The sequence below is a fragment of the Bradyrhizobium sp. A11 genome, assembly GCF_042077125.1.
Taxonomy (GTDB): Bacteria; Pseudomonadota; Alphaproteobacteria; order Rhizobiales; family Xanthobacteraceae; genus Bradyrhizobium; species Bradyrhizobium japonicum_B.
Map to the genome: position 1 here is coordinate 2474476 of NZ_CP149509.1, position 21746 is coordinate 2496221.

Here is a 21746-nt window from a genome sequence, read left to right on the forward strand (position 1 = left end):
ATTCACGCCTGCGCGGGGGGATGACCCTGGATGTGTGGTTTCAGCCTTCCCGAAAGCCGCACTTCAAGTCGCTGCGATTTAGCTTTAACTTGCGCCGCGCGGCTCAAGCCTTTGTAGCGCTTGATTTTCGTCTCCTGAGAGGCGAGGTTGCCGCCGGCCGGACGCCCCGGCCTGCGGCTCGCGACGTTGGAGGATGATGTGGCAAACCAGGTACAGGATCTGACCCCGGACGAGGTCTCCAAAGGTGTCGCGGAAGGACGATATCTGCTGGTCGACGTTCGCGAGCCGAACGAGGTCCAGGCCGAGGCCTATCCGTACGGCGTCGTCGTCCCGCTCTCGACCTTCGATCCCAAGGCGATTCCCGATCCCCAGGGCAAGCAGGTCGTGTTCGCCTGCCGCTCGGGCAAACGCTCGGTGACGGCCTCGCTCGCGGCACAAGCGGCGGGCCTGCCTTACGACAAGCATCTGGCCGGCGGCATGCTGGGCTGGAAGGCGGCCGGTCTTCCCAGCAAGGCCGGTGGCTGACCTCACCCGATGTCCAAGAGCTCCTCGCTGAACAAGGTCTTCGCCGACCTTCCCGTCACCATCTTCGAAGCGATGTCGCAGGCCGCCCGCGACAACGACGCGATCAATCTCGGCCAGGGCTTTCCCGACGATCCCGGCCCGGAGGACATCCGCCGCGCCGCGGCCGAGGCCTCGCTGAACGGCTACAACCAATACCCGTCGATGATGGGTCTGCCGGAGTTGCGCCAGGCGATCGCGACCCATTACGGCCATTGGCACGGCCTCAAGCTCGATCCGATGAGCGAGGTGATGGTCACCTCCGGCGGCACCGAGGCGCTGACCTCGGCGATCCTCGCGGTGGTCCAGCCCGGCGACGAAGTGGTGTGCTTCCAGCCGGTCTATGATTCCTATCTGCCGATCATCCGGCAGGCCGGCGGCATTCCGCGCCTCGTCCGGCTCGAGCCGCCGCATTGGCGGCTGAATGAGGACATGCTGAAAAGTGTCTTCAATTCAAAGACCAAGGCGGTGCTGTTCAACAACCCCTTGAATCCGTCCGCGGTGGTCTATCCGCGCGAGGACCTTGAGCTGCTGGCGCGCTACTGCCAGGAGTTCGACGTCATCGCGATCTGCGACGAGGTCTGGGAGCACGTCACCTTCGACGAGCACAAGCACATCCCGCTGATCACCATCCCGGGCATGCGCGAGCGCACCATCAAGGTCGGCTCGGCCGGCAAGATCTTCTCGCTGACCGGCTGGAAGATCGGCTTCGTCTGCGCCGCGCCGCCGCTGTTGCGCGTCGCCGCCAAGGTGCACCAGTTCCTGACCTTCACCACCGCGCCGAACCTGCAGGCCGCCGTGGCCTACGGTCTCGGCAAGTCCGACGAGTACTTCCTGTCGATGCGCAAGGATCTGACGCGGAGCAGGGACCGCCTGACCAAGGGGCTGGAGAGCCTCGGCTTCCCCGTACTGAAGTCGCAAGGCACCTACTTCCTCACCGTCGACCTGTCGCCGCTCGGGCTCAATGAGAGCGACACCGAATTCTGCTGGCGCATCGTGAAGGATTACAAGGTCGCGGCGATCCCGGTCTCGGCATTCTACGAGCAGGACCCCGTGACCTCGGTGGTGCGCTTCTGCTTCGCCAAGAAGGACCAGACGCTGGACACCGCGTTGGAACGGCTGTCTGACGCGGTGCGTGGACGCAAGAGGTAGTGATGACGAAGGTCGGCCGCGCGAGGCTTTGCTTTTCCTGGCTTTGCCTTGGTTTTGCGATCGTCGCGCCGCTGACGTTGCATTCCGCCCCAGTTCAGGCGGAGCAGCGGGTCGTCAATTTCTACAACTGGTCCAATTACATGGCGCCGGATGTCCTGGAGGCATTCACCAAGGAGACCGGGATCAAGGTCGTCTACGACACGTTCGATGCCAACGAGACGCTGGAGACGCGCCTGATGGCCGGCAGGTCCGGCTACGACGTGGTGGTGCCCACGGCCTATTTCCTGCAGCGCCAGATCAAGGCCAACATCTTCCAGAAGCTCGACAAGGCGAAGCTGCCGAACCTCGCCAATGCCTGGCCGATGGTGACCAAGCATCTGGCGACCTACGATCCCGGCAACGTCTACGCCGCCAACTACATGTGGGGCACGACCGGCATCGGCTACAACGTTGCCAAGGTGAAGCAAATCCTCGGGGCCGATGCCAAGATCGACAGCTGGGACATCGTCTTCAAGCCGGAGAACCTGGCAAGGTTCAAAGATTGCGGCGTGCACATGCTCGATTCCGCCGACGACATCTTTCCGGCGGCGCTGAGCTGGCTCGGGCTCGATCCGAACTCGACCAAGCAGGCCGACCTGGAGAAAGCCGCCGATGCCGTCGCCAAGGTCCGTCCGTCCGTCCGCAAGTTCCACTCGTCCGAATATTTGAGCGCGCTCGCCACCGGCGAGATCTGTTTCGTGGTCGGCTGGTCCGGCGACATCATGCAGGCCCGCGCCCGCGCCGCCGAAGCCAAGAAAGACGGCAGCAGCGGCATCGAGATCGGCTACGCCATCCCGAAGGAGGGCGCGCAGATGTTCTTCGACAATCTGGCCATCCCCGCCGACGCCAAGAACGTCAACGAAGCCCATGAGCTGATCAACTATCTCTACCGCCCAGACGTTGCCGCCAAGAACTCGGACTTCCTGTCCTACGCCAGCGGCAACCTCGCCAGCCAGAAGCTGGTCGATCCGAAGATCCTGAACGACAAGAACATCTATCCGGACGAGGCAACGCTTTCAAAGCTGTTCGTCATCACGGCGCGGGAGCCGGCGACGCAGCGCATCATCAACCGGCTCTGGACCAAGGTGAAGACGGGGCGGTAGACGTTCCGGAAACCGGCCTCGACTACAAAACCTGAAAAACAACCCCATGCACAGTAGAACCGCGACCATCGGGGTTGGCGGTGGTGGCGGGGCTTAAGCGGTGGTGCAACCTCAGCCAATCGCCGCGCGGGCGCAAAGCAATGGAAGCGTGCGTCAGGAGCGCAAGCGGCGTCCTTCTCCTCGCTGTCAAGCCCCGGCTTGGCTGGGGCATGAAAGTACGCCGCGGCTTCTCGATTCCATCACTACCGTCTCGGAGTACTCGATCGCCCGGTCAAGCCGGGCGATGACAGCGGATTATGACGAGAGCGCACCACGAACCTCACCACTCGTAACGCACCGTGCCTTTGCCGGTGTATGTCTGCACGTTCCGGGAGAACTCGCCCTCGACCGTTCCGGCAAGCGAGAGACCGATTCTCCATTTCATCTCGGCGCGACCACCGACCAGTGCGGAATCTGCAGCGGGGCGCGCGCCGCTGACTGTGAAGGCGGCGCCGGGAAGCGTCTGGAAGGCGGCATTCACGAACCAGTTGGTGTTGGTGTCATGCGCCCAGGCAAGCCGGCCGCGCAGGGTGAGCACGCCGTCATTGACGAGGAAGCGCTGGTCGGTGCGCCCTCCGAGCTCGGTGCGGACGTTCGTCGTGTCCTGCGCGCCGTAAGAGAGTGCAAACTGGTTGCTGCCGACGAGCGCGGTCTCGCCGTAGCCGGGAAGGTGGAAGGTGGTGGCCTGCACCGCTGCGTAGGGCGTCACGCCGAAGCTCGAGGCGGGGAAGGGGACGAAGTGCCAGCCCGCTTCGAGGCGCCCGGCAAACGTGCTGGCCTTGAAGTTGGCGGTCAGCCTGTCGGTGCCTGACACCGTCACGGTGCGGTCGGTCGTGACGTCCTGCCAGCCGTAGGCCAGGGCCGCCGAGAGATAAGAGGGGCCAAAATTGTGGCGGGCATAGAGGCCGGCCTGGAAGACACCGGCGCGGCCGCCGCCGAGCGCATCCGCGACGGAGAAGTTGAAGCCCGCGCCGCCGAGCGCAAAACCGACCAGAGTGTCCGGTGAGACGCGGTAGTCCGCGCCGACCACGGTGCCGTAGATGCGGCTGGCGGTGGAGCGCGAACCTTCCGCCGCATTGCCGCTCAACGTGCTGCCGCCACCATAGCCGGAGGCCCACACGCCCCAGCGCCGGTCGATGACATCGCCGCTGGCTTCGCGCGGCGTCACCGCGGCGTAGGCTTCGCGCACCCTGGCGTCGCCCTGCGCGGTGTTGGCGTAGCCCAACGTGCTGCCGTTCATGCCGCGCTCGCTGTCCATGCTGCCGCCGACCGGATCGAGCATGCCCAGAAACTGCTGCATGGCATTGAACGCGGCCTGCGTGCCGGCGGCACCTGGCTGGCCCGAGACCTGGCTGAGCGCCCGGTCGAGCTGCGCGCCGCTCATGTTGAGCAGAACGTCGAAGCCAGCCGGCGGCGTCGCGCCGCTCTCGACCGCGTTGTTGATGCCGCCGGCCACGCTGGTCTGGTTGCCGCTCGTGCCAGCGGGCAGCTCGATCTTGCCGGGATCGAGCACGAGGAAGACGTTGTTCGGATCGTAGGTGAGGCGGGGATTACGGGCGGGGCTGAAGCTTCCGGCAATGGTCAGCCCGGCGAATTGCGTTCCACCGAGCCCGCCGGTTGCATTCAAAAGCGTGAAGGTTTGGCCGCGGAAGCTACTGGGGATCACGACCGCCTGCACCGTGGCGCCGGTGAGCGTCGCGGTGCCCGACACGTTGGTGCGGTCGGCGGCTGACGCGGAAACTTCCACCCTGTAGAAGCTGCCGGCGGTGAAGCCGAGATTGCCGCTGACGGTGAGGGTGCCCACGGAATTGCCGGGCGCCAGAGTGCCGCCGCTCGCGATCGTCGTGTTGCCGACGACGCCGGTGCCGCCGAGCGTGCCGCCGCTGTTCACGGTGAGGTTGCTGGAGGATGCGATTGAGCCGTTCACCGCCAGCGTGCCGCCATCCACGATCGTCGCGCCGCTGTAGGTGTTGATCCCTGCCAGGGTCAGCGTGCCGGTGCCGACCTTGATCAGCGATGTTCCGGTGATGCTCCCGTCACCGGTGAGCACGCCGGTCACAATGGTCGACAGATTGTTGCTGCCAACCGTCAGTTCTGCGCCATTGAGGTCGAAGCGGCCGTTGCCGGCGATCGAGCCGGCGCTGATCTTGCCGTCGCTGCCCGGGCCGGGGGTGAAGAAGTTGATGACGGCGCTGGATACAATGTTGATGAGCTGAGCGTTGCCGGCGGTGGAATTACCGTCGAACAGCACATTGCCGCTGCTGGAGATAACAGCGTTGCCGGCTGTGGTGTTGCCATAGAACGTCAACTGATTGGAGTTGGTGATGGTGGCGTTGCCGGCCGTGGCGCTGGACGCGAAGACCAGCTCCGCGTTGTTGGTGATGGCCGCATTGCCGGCCGTCGCGTTGCCGTCGAACACCAGCGCGCCGGCGGAGACCGTCGCGCCGGAAAAACCTGCCGCGCCGGTCAAGGTCAGCGTACCGGCGCCGGACTTGGTCAGCGCGCCGCCGCTGATGCTCTGGCTGATGACGAAGTCGTTGGCGGCGTCGGCAATGTCGAACGTGCCGCCGCCGGCGCCCAGATTGACGGTGCGTGCGGTGGTGTTGAACGCCGTACCGGCGACCTGCAAGGTCCCGCCGTTGAAGGTCAGGCCCGCCGCCGCGTCGCCGAGATTGGCGTCCGAGGAAACGCTGACCGTTCCGCCGGCGAAGGTAGTGCCGCCGGTGTAGGTGTTGACGCCCGACAGGATCAGCTTGCCGGTGCCGGTCTTCACGAGCGAACCGCCGATGCCGGCGATGACGCCGCTCACCTCGGTCGAGAGATTGTTCGAGCCGACAGTCAGTTCGATGGCGCCGAGCTGGTAGAAACCAGCGCCCGCGATCGAGCCGGCGCTGATCTTGTTATCGCCGTTGATGCCCGAGGTGGAACCGAAATCGACGGAGCCGTTGACGTTATTGATGATGGCCGCATTGCCCGCCGTGCTGCGGTTGGCGAATGTCAGGCCGCCGTTGTTGGTGATGGTTGCATTGCCGGCTGTGGCGAAGCCGCTGAATGCGATGCCGCCATTGTTGGTGATATCAGCGCTTCCCGCCGTGCTGTCGTTCTGGAAGTACAGCACATAATCGTTCGTGATGGCGGCACTGCCGGCGCTGCTACTGCTCAAGAAACTCAATATGCCAGAGGCGCTATTGGTGATCGTGGCATTGCCAGCAGTGCTGGAGCCGGAGAAGGCGGCACTGAAGTTGTTGGCGATTGTCGCTGCACCGGCCGTGCTTGCACCCGTGAATGATAACAAGTTGATATTGAGGATGGTCGCGTTACCGGCCGAGGCGGTGTCTGCAAAGCCGAGGACGGAGTTGTTGGTGATGGCGGCGTTACCGGCGGTGCTTGAACTAAAGAAGACCAATTGATTGTTGTTGTAGATGGTGGCGCTGCCGCCGTTGACGATGATGCCGGCGCCCGTGAAGTTCAACGGACCGCTGACGTCAAACGTGTAGTTCGAGGCGCCGGCGTTGAAGGTCCAATCGCCGACGCTGGCGCTCGAGATCACCAGGCTGGTGGTCGCAGAGGTGCCGAATGAGGCCGTGCCCGCTGGCACGAAGTTGCCGTCCCAGTTGGAGCCGGTGCCATAATCGTTGCTGCCGGGGGAGGTGAGCCAAGTGCCGTCCGAGGCGGCGTGCGCTGGCGCGGCCGGCAGCGCCCAGGCCAAGGCCAGCGCCGACGACGTCAGCAGGGCGGTGCGCAGGCGGCCGCTCGCTTTGAAATAACCTTTCCCCGTCCTCACCACTTCCCCCGGCGCAATCACGAGTCCTCGATCGGATTGTTCGCACCGGGCGGGAGTGGTGTCCTGATAAGGGCTTGGCTAGTTTCTGAAAGTTTCTGATATTTGCGTTTCAGACCCGATTTTCGGGCGGTTTCGGCAGACTTCCGCTATATGAGCCGCCTTAGGAGACGCTTTGGGGGATAGCTTGCTTCGTTTCGCCGGCTTCGAGCTGGACCAGCTGCGCGCGGAGCTGCGCGGGGCCGATGGCGCGCCGATCAAGCTCCGGCCCAAGACCTTCGAGATGCTTCGGCTGTTCGCCACCAGCGGCGGCCGGGTGCTGAGCAAGCAGGCGCTGATGGAGGCGGTCTGGCCGAACGTCCATGTCGGCGAGGACAGCCTGTTTCAATGCATCCGCGAGCTTCGCACCGCGCTCGGCGACGAGCGGCGGCAGCTGATCAAGCTCGCCGCCGGAGGCGGCTACTCGCTGACAGCCGAGGTTCGGGCTGAAGCGGAGGCCGACCCGGCTCAGGCCGAGCTGCCGGCTACGGCAGCGGGCGAACCAGCGGCGCCGGCGGAGGCCAGGGTCCTGACACACACGCCGGCACCGCGCGCCATCTTCCGCCTGCGCAGCCCGGCCATGATCGGCGCCGTGACTGCGTTCGGCGTCGTCATCATCGGGCTTGCGGTCGCGGCCCCGGTGCTGAAACCCGACTTCCTGTTCAAGCGCACGCCGCCGCGGGTCGCCGTGATGCCGATCGTTGATGCCAGCAACGATCCGCGCGGCGCGGCCATGGCAGCCGAAGTCACCGGGCGTCTCACGGATGGCTTTGCCAGGATCCAGAATATCAGCGTGGTCGCGCCGCGTGCGTCGGCGGGTGTCGAAAGCGTCGGGCTGCCGGCCGTATCGCCCGACTACGAAGTGCGCGGCGAACTCCAGCGCGGCGATCAGGCCTGGACCTTGCGGGCTCGCATCATCAGGACCGGCAGCGCAGAGGTTCAATCGGTCGCGACGGCTTCGGTCGGTGCCGACGAGGTCGATGCGCAGTTTCAGCAATCGCGCCTCGTCGCCGGCGTGGGGCATGTGCTGGCGCGCCGCCTCAACGAGTTGCTGGAGGCCAGCACCTCGCCGGCCGCGAGCCGGACGTCGTCCGCGGGCGGCGACAAGGTCGCCGTCGAGCAGGCGCTCGCCTCGATCAACCAGACCACGCGAGAGCGCTTTGGCGCGGCGCAAGCGATGCTGCAGCAGGCACTCACTAACGATCCCGATAATGTCGATCTCGCCGTCGCGCTCGCCTCGCTGCAGATGCGCGGCATTCAGATGGTCTGGTTCAGTCCGGAGGAGGCCGTCACGTTGGAGGCGAAGGCGAATGCGACGCTCGAGCAGGCGCTGCGCGTCAAGCCGAATTCGATTGCGGTGCTCGAGGCGCATTGCCGCTTCCTCAGCGCGACCAACCATTTCGTGGAAAGTCTCGTCACCTGCGCCAGGGCCTTGAGCTTCGATCCGTGGAACGGATCGGCGCTCTATCTGATCGGCCTGGGGCAGATCTATCTCGGCCGCTTCGACGATGCGCTTGCGACCTTCCAGCAGGCCGATCGTTACGATACGCCCGCGGCCTCGCGCTGGACCTGGCTGCTCGGCGCAGGCTTGGCGTATGCCTTGATGGAGCGCTTCGAGGAGGCGGTGCCCTGGCTGCAACGCTCGATCGCGATCACGCCGGGGACCGGCCGCTCGCACTTTCTGCTCGCCGCTGCCTATCAGCGATCTGGCCGGCACGCGGAGGCGAGGGCGGCGATGGCAGAGGGACTGAAGCTGCGGCCCGGGACGACCCGGCTTACCGTCTCGCCGCCGATGAAGAACGCAAGTCCAGTCTGTGTCGCTGCCTGGGATCGCGTGGTTCAGGCCGAGGTCGACGCAGGATTGCCGGAGCGGTAAGCCTTACCGCCACCTGCGATGCAGCCACAGCCATTGCTCGGGATGTTCGCGCACCCAGCTCTCCACCACGCTCGTGATCGCCTGGGTCGTGCCCTGGATGTCGATCTTGCCCTCGGCGTCGCGCACCGGCGGGATCTCTTCGCTGATCTCGCCGCGGAAGCGGCCACCGGGCAGGCGGATGATGCGCACGCCGTGGATCGGGCATTCGACCTGGCGCAAGAGGCGCGCCAGCATCGGATTGGCGCGGGTCTTGCGGCCGAAGAAGGTGACCTCCACGCCGCCGGTCAGGTATTGGTCGATCAGCATGGCGACGTGCTTGCCGTCCTTCAGCGCCTGCGCGAGCCGCAGCGGCGCGTCGCGGCCGGCGGGGACCAGCGTGCCCATGTTGACCTGGCGCATCTCCTGGATGATGCGGTCGGCGGAGGCAATGTTGGGGCGGCGGTAGAGGATCGCAGCGTCCAGCCCGTGCGCGACTGCCGCGAGCGCCGGCAATTCCCAATTGGCCAGGTGTGCGGCGAAGATCAGGGCCGGCTTGCCGTCGTCGCGGATGCGGTCGAACAGTTCGATGCTGCTCTGGGTCAGTTCGATCCGGCTCTTCTCCGGATGGGCACGGTCGTAATCCCAAACACGGTCCATATGGGCGAACTCGGCGCCGACGCGGCCGAGATTGTCCCACACGCCCATCAGGATCCGTTCGATCTCCTCCGGCGACTTCTCGGGAAAGGCCGCAGCGAGATTGGCACGGCCGATGCGGTGCTCGCGCAGGCGCGGGCCGATCGTCTTCACGACGCGTGCGAAGAAGTCTGAAGTCTTGACCGGGTCGAAATAGCGCGTGGTGCGCAGCAAGCCGACCGTGGCGGCACCGATCAGGCTGCCGCCGATCGATTTGGCAGCCTCCCGCGCGCGGGCCTTCGTGCTCGCAGTCAGTAGCGCCATGCGTCCGGTCAGGCCGGTTCGCGGGTCAGGATCAGCGAGGCGTTCTGGCCGCCGAAGCCGAACGAGTTCGACATCACGGCGGTGACGCGGGCATCGCGTGCCTTGTTGCCGACGACGTCGAACAGGATCGTGGGATCCGGGGTGTCGTAGTTGATCGTCGGCGGAATGCGCTGATGCTCGAGCGTGAGCAGCGAGAAGATCGCCTCGACCGCACCGGCGGCCGAGATGGTGTGGCCAACCATCGACTTGTTGGAGGTGACCGGAATCTTCTGCAGGAGCTCGCCGAACACGGCCGATGTCGTGTTGTACTCCATCTTGTCGTTCTCGGGCGTTGCGGTGCCGTGCGCGTTGATGTGGTCGATCTGGTCCGGCGTCATGCCGGCGTCGGCCAGCGTCTTGTTCATGCAGCCGATGATCGGCTTGCCGTCGGGCGAGGAGCGGGTGCGATGGAAGGAATCGGTGAGCTCGCCGCAGCCGGCGATCACGCCGAGAATCTTTGCGCCACGCGCGATGGCGGCTTCGTAGCTTTCGAGCACGAGCGCGCCGGCGCCTTCTGCCATCACGAAGCCGTCGCGGTTCTTGGAGAAGGGGCGGGAGGCCGCCTGCGGCGGATCGTTCTGGGTCGACAGCGCCGAGAGCAGCGAGAACCGCACCATGGCCTCAGGATTGACCGTGCCGTCGGTCGCGACGCACAGCGCAGCGTCGGTCTCGCCGCGGCGGATCGCCTCGACGCCGAGCTGGATCGAGGTTGCGCCGGAGGCACAGGCCGTTGACAGCGAGATCGGCGAGCCTTTGGTGCCGAAGGTCTCGGCGAGGTGCGCTGCGACCGAGCCGAACATGAAACGGTGATGATAGGCGGCGTATTTGCCGCCGCCGGAGATGCGCAGCAGATCATCATAGTTGAAGTCGGGCTTGCCGACGGCGCGACCGAGCTCGCGGCGCTGCGGCCATTCCACCTCGACCGGCGCGACCGCGAGGAAGAGGGGACCCGGGAAATCGGCCTTGGCGCCGATGCCGGCCTGATCGAGCGCCTCCTGCGTGACCAGCTCAGCCATGCGTTCGGACAGGCCGGTGGACGAGAACGGCTCGACGCTGACGAAATCGACAGTGCCGGCCATCGTGGTCTTCAGACCGTCGACCGGAAAGCGGGTGATGGTGCGGATGCCGGATTCGCCGGCGACGAGCTTCGCCCAATTGTCGGCCTTGCCGGCACCGAGCGAGGTCATGATCCCCATGCCGGTGACGACGACGACGGGGCGCCCGAGTTTGTCGCGTGGTGCAGTCATATCGATCCCCCGGGTGAGCTAGTCTACTGCCTCGACCAGCGCCATGCCTTCGCCGCGCCAGTGTCCGGCTCCCACCACCACAATCTGGGTGGGCGCTCCCTGCATTTCAATCTCGGTGCCGGTGGAATCGTTCGGCGGAAACAGCGCACCACGCGAGATCGACAGCGCGGCGAGTGCGATGCCGAGCGGGAATTGCGTCTCCATGGTGTGGCCGAACATCGTGCCGGTCGAACGCACCGGGAATTCGGCGTGAGCCTTCAGGAAGCCGCGTTCTTCGCTCGTTGCCGGCTCCGCACCGGTCGCGCCCGTGATGATCGCGCCCTTGCCCTCGCGCTTGGGCAGCTTGGCCCAGAGCTGCTCCAGCGTCGCGGCCATGTCGCCGGGCTGCTTGCGCCGGGCGAGATCGGCGACGACGCTCGACAGTCTTGCGAACGGCTTTGCGCCGCGCGCTTGCGCGTGGGCTTTCGATTCCAGCACCAGGAACGCGCCGGCCGAGCCGAGCGCGAACCCGGCGTGATCCTTGCGCGCCCACACCGGTGCAAACTTGTCCTTCAGGTTGAAGTCGCCGAATTCGTAGAGGACCATAAGGTCCTTGCGCTCGCCGTTATGCGAGCCGCCGACCAGGGCAATGTCGCTCTCGCCCGAGGCGATGCGCGCCAACGCGATGCGGGCGGCATCGGCCCCCGCAACCTCTTCGCCCATGAAGGTGCGCGAGGTGCCGCCAAGACCGTGCACGATGGCGATGTTGCCGGCGAGCAGGTTGGAGAGCTGCGCCAGGAACAAGGTCGGCCGCAGATCACTCATCAGCCGTTCGTTGAGGAAGCCGGGCGCGTTCGCCCCCTTGGCCTCGGCCGTCAGCACGCCGGTGTCGACGTTGAGGTCGCGCTCGCCGCCGCCGGCGGCCACCACCATGTCGATCTTCGACAGGATGTCCTTGTTGCCCTTGATCCCGGCGGAATCGAGCGCAAGGCCGGCGGCATAGGTGCCGATGCGCTGCCAGGCTTCCATCTGGCGCTGGTCGCCCTTCTTCGGGATCTGGCTGTCGAAGCTGACAGGCATCAGGGGATGCACGATGTAGGGCGCAAAGCCCTTCTCGTCGACGTTGATGCGCTTCTCGGAAAGCGCGGCCCAATTGGCGTCCAGGCCCTCGCCGAGCGAGGTCGCAAGGCCAATGCCGGTGATCCAGACCTCGGTCTGGCCGGGCTTCGAAGCAGTGTCAATCATGGCGATACGGCCTGTTGCGGAAAGCCGACACGCTCGGCGACTTTCGCCATGTATCCGCGCATATCCGCATTGGGGAAGGGGATCAGCGTGAAGGTCAGCGCCGAATTCGCGCGCAGCTTGCCGCCGACCCTGATCTTGGCTTCGGTCATGGCGTAGCCGGAGCCTTCATAGGTGAGGCTCGCCTCGATGCTCATGAGATCGCCGGGGAAGACCGAGCCGCGCACCTTGGCTTCCTTCACGGCGGCAAGAATTGGCATGCGCTCGAACTTGAACACGCCGAGCTGGAGCCAGCCCGAGGCCTGCGCCATCGATTCGATCAGGAGCACGCCGGGCATCAAGGGGTAACCCGGAAAGTGCCCCTCGAAGATGGTGCTCTCCTTAGGGACCTGGGCTTCGACGACGATCGTCTTCTCGTCGACCTTGAGGTCGACGATGCGATCGATCATGTGGAAGTATTCGAGTTGCATGGCCGCGCGCTTACGCGCTCGCGCCCTTGGCCGCAACCAGTTCGTCGATGCGGGCGCACAGGTTCTTCAGCACGAAATATTGCTCGGTGGTCGCCTTGCCGTCGTTGACCTCCTGGGTCCACTTTTCCAGCGGCAGCTTGATACCGAACTGCTTGTCGATCGCGAACGCGATGTCCAGGAAATCGAGGCTGTCGATGCCGAGGTCATCGATGGCATGGCTATCCGGCGTGATCGTGTCGCGTGGGATGTCGCAGGTTTCAGCGATGATCGTGGCGACCTGATCGAATGTGGAGGACATCACTAAGCCTTTGATATATTGCGGGTATTTGTCAGATTGTCCAGAGTGGCACGGTGGGTGGGCATCGCGCCCCTGATGACGCCCTCAACCCCCGCTCTGGCCGGGTCGAAAGCCCGTATATCGGAGCGCCGCCCTGAGTTCAATGGAGCCGGGCAGGCGAGGAGACGAGGCTGGGGACGCCCGCCGGGGCCCGCTCCCGCCGGCGGATCGGGCCTAGATATGCGGCGTCGTGATCTTGACGCAGTCGCGACGGCCCATCAGCACGCAATCCTGGGTCCGGCGCAGGTCGGCGATGCTGACCGCGAGCCAAATTCCAATTGCGGTCAACGCGATGGTGAAGGCCAGCGCCGCGATGTTGGCGAGCATACGATGACGGAAATCGCCCGGCTCGGCACGAGGCTGCTCGTAGCGCGCTAGGTCGAGCGGTTCGGGCGCACCGCGCAACGGCTTCACGGTACCGCTACCGCGGTGGACCGCAGGGGGAGGCGAGGTGCGCGGCCTGAACTGGAGCACCCGGTGCTCGTCGTCAGAGCTTATGGGCCGCTGGGTCGTCATAGGGCGGGGATCACTCCGAAGCACGCTTTTTGATAGCATACGGGATGAACGTGTTGCAGAAAATCTTCGCAATGTCCGCGTGCAATCATACGCCCGCTCTATTTGCGCATGGACCTGCGGAGCGATCGTGAAACCGGCCGTCATGGCGGCGGCAGGACGCGAGGGTTGCGTTGCAACAACGGGCGTAGCGACCGCTATAGACGTCGCGCCCTGGTTTCCGTCTCCGGCGCCGCCGCGCGCCGCCATGTCATCGACCATCAACGCGGCCGCGCGCGAGCGCATGGCGTCAACCGGCCAGGTCTCGTTCGATATTCCGCAGCCGCACGAAGGCTGCCCATGCCCGCGGATAATCCTTGTCGGCGGGATCGATCGCGAGCAGCGCGCAACGTGCTCTCTGGATCTCTTGCGACGACACAAGTTTCGTCGGAGCCTGCGATGTTCTCGACTGCTCCCAACGGGCCCCGATCTCCTTGGCAGCAGCCAAGGCTTCGGCGGCCGTCAGCTCCTGCGTCGATTTCGCCGGACACTGGCCTAGCGGCGGCGCCGGCCATGCGACCGGTGGCCGATCGGCCTGCCAGATCGGTTCGCTGTCCGGTACAGTCTTCGTCTGCGACACTGAAGGTGGCCCTGCCGGCGCCGCTCCCGCCCGGACCGGTCCTGTTGTTGCCGGGACGGGCGAGCCAGCTGCTTCCGGTGCGACGGCTGCTGTCCGCGCCGCGAGTTGACCAAGCTGTTGCTCCATCGTGCCGCCACTCGATTGGGGAATGACCTTCCCGACGGCCTTGGCCACGGCCAGCGCGCCGGGAGCTATCGGCATTTGTTGTTCGGCAGTCCTGACCTCAGTTGCCGTTGGGCACGATCTGTATGGCAGGTGTTGAGAGGTAATCCGGCCGCCGTCGTCGACCCGGGCGAGGTCGCTGGCCACGGCGTAAATGAATGCAGCACCGATCGCGTGGCCGGCCTTGTCGTTCGCGCTCACAGCGCCGCAGACGTATCTCGCAGCGTCCGCCTCGACCGTGCGGAGGCCGCTGAAGTGAGCTGAATGCGGCTCGATCAGCATGCGGCTGACCGCTGCTCGGGCCTTGCGATGCTCAGATTGAAACATGCTCCATATTTCGTCGGGATTGAGGATGTCGGGCTGGTAGTTCCACATGTAGCCAGCACCGAAGAATGCTGCGCCGACGCACGTCGCGATGATGGATGCTCGCAGGTTCATGAGATCGCGCCCTCTGGCAGGCACGACTCGTCCGCGTCTCCGTCAAGGACTTTAACGGAAACCGTGAAGGTTGTGCCGAAGTGTTTGCGCCAGTACGGGGCGAGACTCTTAATAAAGCGTATTCGATTGTGAAATCATTTTGATTCCCGCAGGACGGGAACTTTATTTGCCCGCCGGCGGCGTCATTTTCACCTGCGAGCCACCCCCATCGCTGAACCGCGCCTGTCATGGGAATGTAATGAAGCAAGCAAACGGGCGGCGGAGTTCGCGGGAAGCGCCATCGCGCCAGAGGCAACGGTTTGACATTCCGCAAACGTGTATGGTGGCAGCCCGGTACTGTCCGCCTGCATGATTGCCGAAGCAGCGTTCTGCCCCGATGTCGGGGGTGAGGTGGGCTCCAGGTCATGCGAACTGGAGACACGACCATGAGCATCATCTTCCGCATCCTCTTCGTCATTGCCGGCGCCATCACCGCGTTGTTCGTGGCGCGTGATGCCCTGAACTTCACCATCATTCAGACCTTCGTCGCCGTCCTGCTTGTGACGGCCGTCGTGGGGGCTGGAAGTCTCTGGAGCCTGCGGCGGAAGACGTGAGCAAGGCAGAACGCGGCGTTTCCGGCGGACTGAGCGAAACCGAGGCTCGGCTGCGGCTGCAACACGAGGGTTTCAACGAATTGCCTCGGGCCGAGCGACGCACGCCGCTGCGCATCGTGCTGGAGGTGCTGCGCGAACCGATGCTTGCGCTGCTCCTGGGCGGCGGGCTGGTCTACCTCCTGCTCGGCGACCTCCGCGAGGCGCTGCTTCTGCTGGCGTTCGGCGCCATCTCCGTCGTGATCACGATCGTACAGGAGACCCGCACCGAACGCGTGCTGGAAGCCCTGCGGGAGCTGACCAGTCCGCGCGCCCTCGTGGTCAGGGATGGGGAGCGGCGGCGGATCGCGGGCCGGGACGTCGTCCGCGGCGATCTTCTGGTCCTGGCCGAAGGCGACCGGGTGCCGGCGGACGCGGTGCTCGTCAGCGCGCATGATCTGGCGGTCGACGAGTCGCTGCTGACCGGCGAGTCGGTCCCTGTTCGCAAGCAGGCCGTCAAGACGCCGGCGCGCGAAGCCGCTTCGGCCGAGCATCGCCCGGGCGGCGACGATCAGCCTTTCGTGTATTCGGGCTCGTTGGTGGTGCGAGGCGAGGGCCTGGCCGAGGTCGAGGCCACCGGCCCTCGCAGCGAAATCGGAAAGATCGGACTGTCGCTGCATGGCTTGCAGGCGGAGCCGCCGCGGTTGCAACAACAGACCGCACGGCTCGTGCGGCTTTGCTTTCTCGGCGGCGCGGCGATCAGCCTGGCCGCTGTCCTGCTTTACGGAACGTTGCGCGGGGATTGGCTGCAGGCGCTGCTCGGGGGCATCGCCATCGGCATGTCCATGCTTCCCGAGGAGTTTGCCGTCGTCCTCACGGTGTTCATGGCGATGGGTGCCTGGCGCATCTCGAAGGCGCGCGTGCTGACGCGGCGCTCCGCCGCGATCGAGGTGCTTGGCTCTGCCACGGTGCTGTGCACCGACAAGACCGGCACGCTGACGCAGAACCGGATGTCGGTTGCGGAGCTGAGGCTGCGCGACGGGACGAGCGTGCGCCTTGCCTCACCGCAGCCCGCTCCCGTGGGAGCAGAGTTCTTCGAGCTGGCGCGTTGCAGCGTGCTGGCGAGCTCGCCGGAACCGTTCGACCCGATGGAGAAGGCCCTGCACATGTTCGTGCAGGCGCAGCTGCCGAAGGATGAGGAAGCCGGCGGCGCTCGGACCTTGATACGCACCTACGGCCTGCGGCCCGAGCTGCTGGCGATGACCCAGGTTTGGCGGTTGCCGCATCATCAGGACGTCTTCGCTTCGGCGAAAGGCGCCCCGGAGGCGATTGCCCGCCTCTGCAAGCTGGACGGTGCGCAGCAGGAGGCGATGCGCGATTCGGTCGCGGCGATGGCGAAGAACGGCCTCCGCGTGCTGGGCGTGGCCGCTGCGAGCCATGGCGGTGAGAGTCTGCCGACCTCGCAGCAAGGCTTTTCGTTTCGCTTCCTCGGTCTCGTCGGGCTGGCCGATCCGCTGCGTCCTGGCGTCCCCGAGGCAGTGGCGGAATGTCGTTCGGCCGGCATTCGCGTCGTCATGATCACGGGCGATTATCCTGCGACCGCCATGGCGATCGCCGGGCAGGCCGGGCTCGACGTCGAGGAGGTCGTAACCGGCGAGCAGATCAAGCTGGCGAACGAGGGCGAGCTGGAGGCACTCGTCAGGAACGTGAACGTGTTCGCCCGGGTCCTGCCGGAGCAGAAGCTGCGGATCGTTCAGGCGATGAAGCGCAACGGCGAGATCGTCGCGATGACCGGCGACGGCGTCAACGACGCGCCGTCCCTGAAGGCTGCCCATATCGGGGTCGCGATGGGCGGCCGCGGCACCGATGTGGCCCGCGAGGCGTCCTCGATCGTCCTGCTCGACGACGACTTCGGCTCGATCGTCGCATCCGTCCGCCTCGGGCGCCGGATTTACGACAATCTCCGCAAGGCGATGGCCTTCATTTTCGCCGTCCATGTTCCGATCGCGGGGCTTGCTCTGCTTCCCCTGGTGTTCGGGTTGCCGGTGATTCTCGGCCCCGTTCACATCGCGTTTCTGGAGCTGATCATCGACCCCGTCTGCTCGCTGGTGTTCGAAGCCGAGCGGGAGGAGCGCGATGTCATGGCGCGCCCGCCGCGGCGCGCCGATGCGGTGCTGTTCTCGTGGGCATTGGTCGGCTGGAGCGTTCTTCAGGGGGTTCTGGCATTTGCGCTGATCGCCGCGATCTTTATCGTCGCGCTTCGTTCCGGCATATCTGCCGACGAGGCGCGCACGCTCGCCTTCATCGCGCTCGTCGTCTGCATCGTCGCGCTGGTGCTGGTCAACCGGTCCTTCAGCGCGTCGTTCCTGTCCGCCTTCTTCCGTCCGAACCCGGCATTGCTCTGGATCTTCGTGTCGATCGCGTCGATTCTGACCACTGCTCTGGTCTGGCCGCCGGCGTCCGGCCTGTTTCGTTTCGGTCCCCTGCACCTGAACGATCTTATGGTCACGCTCGGTGCAGGCCTGCTCGTGCTCACGGTGCTCGAATTGCTGAAACCGATATGGGCACGGCGGCTGCGATTCTAGCCTTCGTCCCGGCGGGCCGTCTTTGTCGAAGCCTCCACCCGATGAGGATCGTCCTTGCCACCGAGCATCCGATGCAGCCAGCGCTCCAGGCGGCGGCCGATCGTCAGCAGAACGAAGGCGAAGGCCAGCGCGGCCAGCACGATCTTCCATTGCCCGGCGCCGCAGGCAATGCCGAGACAGGCGGCCAGGAAGGTGCAGGCGGCGCTGGTCAGGCCGCGCACGCGAAAACGTTCGCTTTCATGGACGATGACGCCGGCCCCGAGGAAGCCGATGCCGGTCAGGATGCCCTGGATCACACGGCTCGCCGCATCGGTGATCTTGCCGGGCTCGGCGAATTGGACCGCAAGCAGCACGACGGTTGCGGTGGAGAGCCCGACGATTCCGAGCGTCTTCAGCCCGATCGGCTTGCCGTGCAAGTCGCGGTTCAGGCCGATCGCGCTGCCGGCGAGCGTCGCGCTTCCGAGACGCAGCAGGATTTCGGGCCAGTCCAGCTCGGTCATGTCTTATCCGTCATCTCCCGCCGGCTTTGCGCCGGCAAAACATAGTCTATGCGGGCGAGAGGCTCAACGAGGTGCGACGGGCGACGGTGCAACGCACTGATGTCATCGCCCGATTCAATCGGGCGATCCGGTATTCCAGATGCGTTAGTGCTTGAGCAGAGAAGCTGCGGCGCACTGGATGCCCCGGTCAAGCCGGGGCATGACACCGGAATTTGCGGAGGCGGCCGTCCGCCCCTTACCGCAGCGGCTTCTTCAGCAGCGAGAAGCGGTCCGGATCGAGCCCCATCGAGGGTTGCAGCATCGGGGCCTCGACGTTGGAGAGCGTCTTGGCGGGCGGGGCCGAGAACACCGGATCGTTCGGCACGTCGCGCTGCGAGGTGGCGCCGCGCCAGCGCTCGAGCACGGCGCTGACGAAATGCATGTCGTGGCCGGAGGTGACCGACGGCACGCTCGAGATGGTGGCTTCGCCGCGCGGCAATTGATGCGGCGGCACCTCCTTGAAGCGCAAGCGCGTCGGCAGCGCGACGCCCTCGCCGAAGGCCAGCACTTCACGCGTGCCGAGCGAGGGCACGAAGGACAGCAGGTTGGCGGCGGCGTCCGACACCGCGGCGCGCAGCAGCGCCTGGTCGCGGTCGTTGGCAAGACGCATCGTGAACAGCGTGTTGCACTGGGAGATGATGGTGGCGTCGAGCTCGGCCGGGCGCTGGGTGATGAGGCCGAGATAAACGCCGTATTTGCGGCCTTCCTTGGCGATGCGCGACACCGCCTTGCGGGTCGGCCCGAAACCGATGTTGCGGTCGGCGGAGGCGTAACGATGCGCTTCCTCGCACACGAACAGCAGCGGGGAGACGCCGTCGCTCCACAGGCCGAAATCGAAGGCCATGCGGCAGAGCACCGAGACGACGGAATCGATGACTTCGGCCGGGAAGCCGGCGAGCTGCATCACGGTCATCGGCTTGCCGTTGGCCGGGAGGCGGAACAGATGGCTGATGACCTCGGCCATGGTATCGCCGCCGACATTGGCGTTGTCGAACATGAAGGCGTAGCGCGGGTCGTTGCGCACCGCCTCGATGCGCGAGATCAGCTTGTGATAGATGATGCGCGAAGAGCGGTTCTCGAGCTTGCCCATGCGCTCGTCGATCAGCGACATCAGGTCGACCAGGCGATAGGGCACCGGCGTGTCGACGGTGTAGCCGATCTGCTTGGGATCGATGCGCTTGAGGCCGATGCGGTCGGCGTTCTGGTACTGGGTGTAGACGCCCTTGGCGAGCGGGATCACCTCGGCGAGGATGTCGAGCTCTTCGGGCACGCCGGCGCGGCCACCGAACAGCACGTCGACGATTTCCTCGAAGTTGAACAGCCAGAACGGCAGCTTCAGGTTTCGCGGGTTGAGCACCAGCGCGCGGTCGCCGAAGCAGCGGCCATATTCGTTGTGCACGTCGAGCAGGAAGATACGCAGGTTCGGGCGCGCCTTCAGGATCTCGTTGAGCAGCAGCGACACGCCGGTCGATTTGCCGACGCCGGTCGATCCCAGCACCGCAAAATGCTTGGACAGCATTTCCTCGACGTCGACATAGGCGACGACCGAGCGGTCCTGCTGAAGGAAGCCGACATTGATCTGGTCCGAGCCGGTCGGCGCGTAGATCGTGCGCAGCTCCTGGCTGGTGATCAGGTCGACGGCATCGCCGATGGTCGGATAATTGGTGACGCCGCGCTGGAATTTCGGCTTGTCGCTGGCGTTGAGGATTTCGCCGAGCAGGTCGACCGAGGCGACCGCGATGTAATTGTCGCTGCTCGACAAATTCTCGCAGGACACCTCGGTGATCATCGCGACGATGACCGAGCTGGCACTGCGAATGCTGACGAAGCGGCCGACGGTTGCCCGAACTTCCGAGATCGGCATCTGGCTTTCCGCCAGCAGCCCGACCCGGGCGAGCGATCCGCGAACCGAAATCACGCGTCCAAAGGATGTCACGATCAATGAACCTGGCAAGAGCGAGAGATTTGTCCCGGACTATGCCCGGCCGTCGCTGGACAAACGGTTAAGCGCCAGGCGCGGCCGCTTCGTTAAATCTGTGACAATTCGGCCGTGGGGTTTGTTTCCGAACGCGGACTTATGGGCGGAAACGTCGGGAAAATGCTGCAGTTCAAGGGCCGTTGGCGCAAAAGAGGGGTTAAGGAATATTTTACCATCCGGTCACTCCGCTTCCCGTTTTCGGGAATGATGGCCCCTCGCACAGCGAACGTCATCCGAGTCCAGACTGGCGTTTGATTTGTTGACGGGACCTAATCATTTGTACATTAGTACAAATGAACCGGCGGCCTCGGTGCCGCCTTCGGGTGGGTCAGCCTGTTGCGATCCTGCACCCGAACGCGCGATCCGGCGGATCGCCAGCCTTGCTGGAGGAAGACATGCAGCCCGAACCGATCCTCGATCTTGCTCATCTCGGCCATATGGAGCTGCTGACGCCCAAGCCCGATGAGAGCCTGAAATTCTTCGTCGACGTCATGGGCATGACCGTCAGCGGCCAAAAGGGCGAGTCGGTTTATTTGCGCGGCTGGGACGATTACGAACGCTACTCGCTGAAGCTGACGGCGTCGAAGACCTCGGGCATGGAGCACATGGCGCTGCGCGCGCGCAGCCAGCAGGCGCTGGAGCGCCGCGTCGCCGCGCTGAAGGGATCCGGCTTCGACATTGGCTGGATCGACGGCGACATGGGGCAGGGCCCGACCTTCCGTTGCCGCGATCCCGACGGCCACATCGTCGAGCTCTATTACGAGACCGAATGGTATCAGGCGCCGCCGGAGCTGAAGCCCGCGCTGAAGAACCAGGCGCAGCGCTTTCCCGCGCGGGGCGTCAACGTGCGCCGGCTCGACCACCTCAACTGCCTCGCCGTCGACATCAAGGCCAACCGCGAATTCTTCGAGAATTACCTCGGTTGCCGCCTCACGGAGCAGATCGTGCTCAACGACGGCCGGGAAGCTGCGATGTGGCTGACGATGTCGAACAAGAGCTACGACTTCGCCTATTCGCTCGACCATTCCGGCGTGCCGGGCCGTTTCCATCACGTCACCTACGCGCTCGACAGCCGCGAGGAGATTCTTCGCGCGGCCGATATTTTCCTCGAGAACGGCGTGCACATCGAGACCGGTCCGCACAAGCACGCGATCCAGCAGACCTTCTTCCTCTACGTCTACGAGCCCGGCGGCAACCGCGTCGAGGTTGCCAATGCCGGCGCGCGCCTCATCCTCGCGCCCGACTGGAAGCCGATCGTGTGGAGCGAGGAGGAGCGCAAGAAAGGCCAGGCCTGGGGGTTGAAGACGATCGAGTCCTTCCACACCCACGGCACCCCGCCGGTGGAGATGAAGCACGGTTAGAGTTGAAGGCGTGAGCGGGGCGAGGTCTGAGCAAGCGCCTCGCCCTTCGAGACGACCGCTTTCGCGGTCTCCTCAGGGTGAGGCTAAGCGGCAGCCTTGCCTTATGAACTCGTCCCACGTACTCCGTCCTCATCCTGAGGGC

General features: G+C 65.2%; 17 protein-coding genes. 7 read left to right on the top strand and 10 right to left on the bottom strand.

Going from position 1 to position 21746, the window contains the following annotated elements; translation table 11 throughout:
- Nucleotides 1–198: 198 nt before the first annotated feature.
- From WI560_RS11380 to WI560_RS11390, 3 genes are read left to right on the top strand one after another with little or no spacing between them, the layout of a single operon-like run.
- Complete coding sequence (locus WI560_RS11380) at nt 199–525, top strand: rhodanese-like domain-containing protein (RefSeq protein WP_028135683.1); 327 nt, start codon at nt 199–201, stop codon at nt 523–525.
- Between the two features lie 9 nt (nt 526–534).
- Nucleotides 535–1713, top strand: coding sequence for an aminotransferase (locus tag WI560_RS11385; protein WP_375308072.1), 1179 nt, complete (start codon nt 535–537; stop codon nt 1711–1713).
- 2 nt (nt 1714–1715) lie between these two features.
- Entirely contained in the window at nt 1716–2855 is a 1140-nt protein-coding gene (locus WI560_RS11390; protein WP_375308073.1) for a polyamine ABC transporter substrate-binding protein, read from the top strand.
- 319 nt (nt 2856–3174) lie between these two features.
- Here WI560_RS11390 and WI560_RS11395 read toward each other — a convergent pair whose 3' ends face one another.
- Nucleotides 3175–6678 carry an autotransporter domain-containing protein gene (locus WI560_RS11395; protein ID WP_375308074.1) on the bottom strand — a complete coding sequence of 1168 codons (3504 nt, stop codon included), beginning with the start codon at nt 6676–6678 and terminating at the stop codon, nt 3175–3177.
- Nucleotides 6679–6862: 184 nt separating this feature from the next.
- Between WI560_RS11395 and WI560_RS11400 the strand changes: the two genes are divergently transcribed.
- A complete protein-coding gene (locus WI560_RS11400; RefSeq protein ID WP_375308075.1) occupies nt 6863–8590 on the top strand; it encodes a winged helix-turn-helix domain-containing protein in 1728 nt (575 codons plus the stop codon).
- A 3-nt stretch (nt 8591–8593) separates the two neighbouring features.
- On the opposite strand, the gene WI560_RS11405 is transcribed toward WI560_RS11400, so the two are convergent.
- The 7 genes from WI560_RS11405 to WI560_RS11435 all read right to left on the bottom strand — a co-directional run bounded on the left by WI560_RS11405 (nt 8594) and on the right by WI560_RS11435 (nt 14572).
- Nucleotides 8594–9526 (bottom strand): lipid A biosynthesis lauroyl acyltransferase, encoded by a 933-nt coding sequence (locus tag WI560_RS11405; RefSeq protein WP_375308076.1) that lies wholly within the window; start codon nt 9524–9526, stop codon nt 8594–8596.
- A gap of 8 nt (nt 9527–9534) precedes the next feature.
- The gene (locus tag WI560_RS11410) at nt 9535–10812 is read right to left on the bottom strand and encodes a beta-ketoacyl-ACP synthase (protein ID WP_375308077.1); all 1278 of its coding nucleotides are present in this window, start codon (nt 10810–10812) and stop codon (nt 9535–9537) included.
- 18 nt (nt 10813–10830) lie between these two features.
- Nucleotides 10831–12036 (bottom strand): beta-ketoacyl-ACP synthase, encoded by a 1206-nt coding sequence (locus tag WI560_RS11415; RefSeq protein ID WP_028135688.1) that lies wholly within the window; start codon nt 12034–12036, stop codon nt 10831–10833.
- The gene (locus WI560_RS11420; protein ID WP_028135689.1) at nt 12033–12503 is read right to left on the bottom strand and encodes a 3-hydroxyacyl-ACP dehydratase FabZ family protein; all 471 of its coding nucleotides are present in this window, start codon (nt 12501–12503) and stop codon (nt 12033–12035) included. Before WI560_RS11420 ends, WI560_RS11415 begins: the two co-directional genes overlap by 4 nt.
- Before the next feature lie 10 nt (nt 12504–12513).
- Nucleotides 12514–12801 (bottom strand): acyl carrier protein, encoded by a 288-nt coding sequence (locus WI560_RS11425; protein WP_007592476.1) that lies wholly within the window; start codon nt 12799–12801, stop codon nt 12514–12516.
- Nucleotides 12802–13014: 213 nt separating this feature from the next.
- Nucleotides 13015–13356 carry a hypothetical protein gene (locus WI560_RS11430; protein WP_375308078.1) on the bottom strand — a complete coding sequence of 114 codons (342 nt, stop codon included), beginning with the start codon at nt 13354–13356 and terminating at the stop codon, nt 13015–13017.
- Between the two features lie 286 nt (nt 13357–13642).
- Complete coding sequence (locus tag WI560_RS11435) at nt 13643–14572, bottom strand: hypothetical protein (RefSeq protein WP_375308079.1); 930 nt, start codon at nt 14570–14572, stop codon at nt 13643–13645.
- A gap of 425 nt (nt 14573–14997) precedes the next feature.
- Between WI560_RS11435 and WI560_RS11440 the strand changes: the two genes are divergently transcribed.
- Together WI560_RS11440 and WI560_RS11445 are read left to right on the top strand one after the other, a co-directional pair.
- Entirely contained in the window at nt 14998–15165 is a 168-nt protein-coding gene (locus WI560_RS11440; RefSeq protein WP_375308080.1) for a hypothetical protein, read from the top strand.
- Nucleotides 15162–17726, top strand: coding sequence for a cation-translocating P-type ATPase (locus tag WI560_RS11445; protein WP_375308081.1), 2565 nt, complete (start codon nt 15162–15164; stop codon nt 17724–17726). Before WI560_RS11440 ends, WI560_RS11445 begins: the two co-directional genes overlap by 4 nt.
- Here the strand turns inward: WI560_RS11445 and WI560_RS11450 are convergent.
- Nucleotides 17723–18226, bottom strand: a complete 504-nt coding sequence (locus WI560_RS11450; protein WP_257194021.1) for an MgtC/SapB family protein — start codon at nt 18224–18226, stop codon at nt 17723–17725. The genes WI560_RS11445 and WI560_RS11450 overlap by 4 nt on opposite strands.
- 235 nt (nt 18227–18461) lie before the next feature.
- A complete protein-coding gene (locus WI560_RS11455) occupies nt 18462–20201 on the bottom strand; it encodes an ATP-binding protein (RefSeq protein WP_257177785.1) in 1740 nt (579 codons plus the stop codon).
- Nucleotides 20202–20638: 437 nt separating this feature from the next.
- On the opposite strand from WI560_RS11455, the gene WI560_RS11460 reads away from it, so the two are divergent.
- Nucleotides 20639–21604, top strand: a complete 966-nt coding sequence (locus WI560_RS11460) for a catechol 2,3-dioxygenase (protein WP_375308082.1) — start codon at nt 20639–20641, stop codon at nt 21602–21604.
- Nucleotides 21605–21746: the final 142 nt, after the last annotated feature.

What these genes read in the sequence shown, in the direction of transcription:
- WI560_RS11450 (WP_257194021.1), bottom strand. Translation starts at nt 18,226, where the DNA reads ATGACCGAGCTGGACTGGCCCGAAATCCTGCTGCGTCTCGGAAGCGCG.
- WI560_RS11405 (WP_375308076.1), bottom strand. Translation starts at nt 9,526, where the DNA reads ATGGCGCTACTGACTGCGAGCACGAAGGCCCGCGCGCGGGAGGCTGCC.
- WI560_RS11440 (WP_375308080.1), top strand. Translation starts at nt 14,998, where the DNA reads ATGAGCATCATCTTCCGCATCCTCTTCGTCATTGCCGGCGCCATCACC.
- WI560_RS11425 (WP_007592476.1), bottom strand. Translation starts at nt 12,801, where the DNA reads ATGTCCTCCACATTCGATCAGGTCGCCACGATCATCGCTGAAACCTGC.
- WI560_RS11415 (WP_028135688.1), bottom strand. Translation starts at nt 12,036, where the DNA reads ATGATTGACACTGCTTCGAAGCCCGGCCAGACCGAGGTCTGGATCACC.
- WI560_RS11390 (WP_375308073.1), top strand. Translation starts at nt 1,716, where the DNA reads ATGACGAAGGTCGGCCGCGCGAGGCTTTGCTTTTCCTGGCTTTGCCTT.
- WI560_RS11460 (WP_375308082.1), top strand. Translation starts at nt 20,639, where the DNA reads ATGCAGCCCGAACCGATCCTCGATCTTGCTCATCTCGGCCATATGGAG.
- WI560_RS11435 (WP_375308079.1), bottom strand. Translation starts at nt 14,572, where the DNA reads ATGAACCTGCGAGCATCCATCATCGCGACGTGCGTCGGCGCAGCATTC.
- WI560_RS11385 (WP_375308072.1), top strand. Translation starts at nt 535, where the DNA reads ATGTCCAAGAGCTCCTCGCTGAACAAGGTCTTCGCCGACCTTCCCGTC.
- WI560_RS11430 (WP_375308078.1), bottom strand. Translation starts at nt 13,356, where the DNA reads ATGACGACCCAGCGGCCCATAAGCTCTGACGACGAGCACCGGGTGCTC.
- WI560_RS11420 (WP_028135689.1), bottom strand. Translation starts at nt 12,503, where the DNA reads ATGCAACTCGAATACTTCCACATGATCGATCGCATCGTCGACCTCAAG.
- WI560_RS11410 (WP_375308077.1), bottom strand. Translation starts at nt 10,812, where the DNA reads ATGACTGCACCACGCGACAAACTCGGGCGCCCCGTCGTCGTCGTCACC.